Below are 1232 nucleotides of genomic sequence, written 5' to 3' on the forward strand. Positions count from 1 at the left end.
ATAACGGTGCAGTTGCCCTGAATATAGGATGCTGTCTGCTTGTCTCCAATGCTTTCGTAGCAATTTTGCCCATCTTGATAACCGTAACCGAATGCAATCGGATTGCTTTCTATAGCGAAGCCACCGGGTACGCTAAAGACTGTTAGTTTGCGTTTGTCGTGCCCTTCAAGTATATCACCTTCATAAATCTCTTTGCCATTGCGGTCAAGTAGTCCGGTGAACTGCATTATAATACAATCTTTAGTAAATTGTATTTTCTTGCTTATTAATTCGCGAAGGGTACATACCGTTGACATATAATCAACCTTATCCCAAATTCTGAATTTTATGTCTTGTTCCATAATTATTATTGGTTTGTCGCTGCAAATATAACACTTATTTCGATATTCCAATATGTTTAATAACATATTCTCTAAATTCATCGAATGAGCGGCATACGGCGTAATCGTAGCCGAATGATCGCAGCATATTCATTATGTCTATTTGGTTTTGGTTTTGCTTCCCTTTTTCTGTTTTGATCTCGACAAACAAGATTATTCCCTTTGTTGCGATTATTAAATCGTTGATACCTGCCCGCACTCCCTCCTTTTTCATAACTGCCCCTGTAATAGCATTACGGTTGCCGCCGTTCGGCACGGCAAATATTAGGTAATCCGGCTCTCGATAAGTCAGACGGAACCATTTTACGCAAGTTCGCTGGATTCTACTTTCTTCGTTATTCATGCCTCTGTCTTCGATAAGTGAAACGGTACACGTTCTTTCTTCAACTCCTTAGCGTAGGCATTGCGCTCACGTACCGCCTTAGTATTATTCCAACCTGGCAGCAATATCATTCGTTCTGCCTGTGCAATCTCTTGCTTCCACTTGTTGAACGGTGTGGTGAGTATGTAAACGGGTATCTTCGCCTTGCTGTCACGTAACATTAATTCGGCAATTGCTTCCGTCCTGCCTATTTCAATAGCGTACAGCATTGTTTGGTAATCTACTCTTTTAAAAGTTATCAGATCACCCCTGTTTTTTATCGCTTCGGCTGCGATTTGTTCGGTTGTTCTCATGTTAGAATGGGTATTTAATTGTTTCTTTTTTCTCTTTGATTTTAGGCCAGTCTCGCTGCAATTTCTCTTTTATCGCTTGGCGTATGAATTGATTTACATTCACTCCGTAATCCTCAAGTATTTTTAAACTCGATTGTTGCTGCTTTGTGAAGCCGATTTGCTTTTTGTAAACGTATT

At 40.1% G+C, this 1232-nt stretch carries 3 protein-coding genes; all 3 read right to left on the minus strand.

All coding sequences use genetic code 11. The features are described from left to right. On the minus strand, positions 1-227 hold a 227-nt coding region (locus tag JU82_RS12015; protein WP_294892695.1), incomplete at its 3' end, for a YopX family protein. A gap of 148 nt (positions 228-375) precedes the next feature. Then, positions 376-723 (minus strand): VRR-NUC domain-containing protein, encoded by a 348-nt coding sequence (locus JU82_RS08900; protein ID WP_037949559.1) that lies wholly within the window; start codon positions 721-723, stop codon positions 376-378. Then, positions 720-1055 (minus strand): hypothetical protein, encoded by a 336-nt coding sequence (locus JU82_RS08905; RefSeq protein ID WP_037949560.1) that lies wholly within the window; start codon positions 1053-1055, stop codon positions 720-722. Before JU82_RS08905 ends, JU82_RS08900 begins: the two co-directional genes overlap by 4 nt. Positions 1056-1232: the final 177 nt, after the last annotated feature.

Origin of the sequence: Sulfuricurvum sp. MLSB (assembly GCF_000747095.1) — a bacterium.
GTDB lineage: Bacteria > Campylobacterota > Campylobacteria > Campylobacterales > Sulfurimonadaceae > Sulfuricurvum.

Excerpts from the sequence above, each read along its gene's own strand:
- JU82_RS08900 (WP_037949559.1), bottom strand. The coding sequence starts at position 723 with ATGAATAACGAAGAAAGTAGAATCCAGCGAACTTGCGTAAAATGGTTC.
- JU82_RS08905 (WP_037949560.1), bottom strand. The coding sequence starts at position 1,055 with ATGAGAACAACCGAACAAATCGCAGCCGAAGCGATAAAAAACAGGGGT.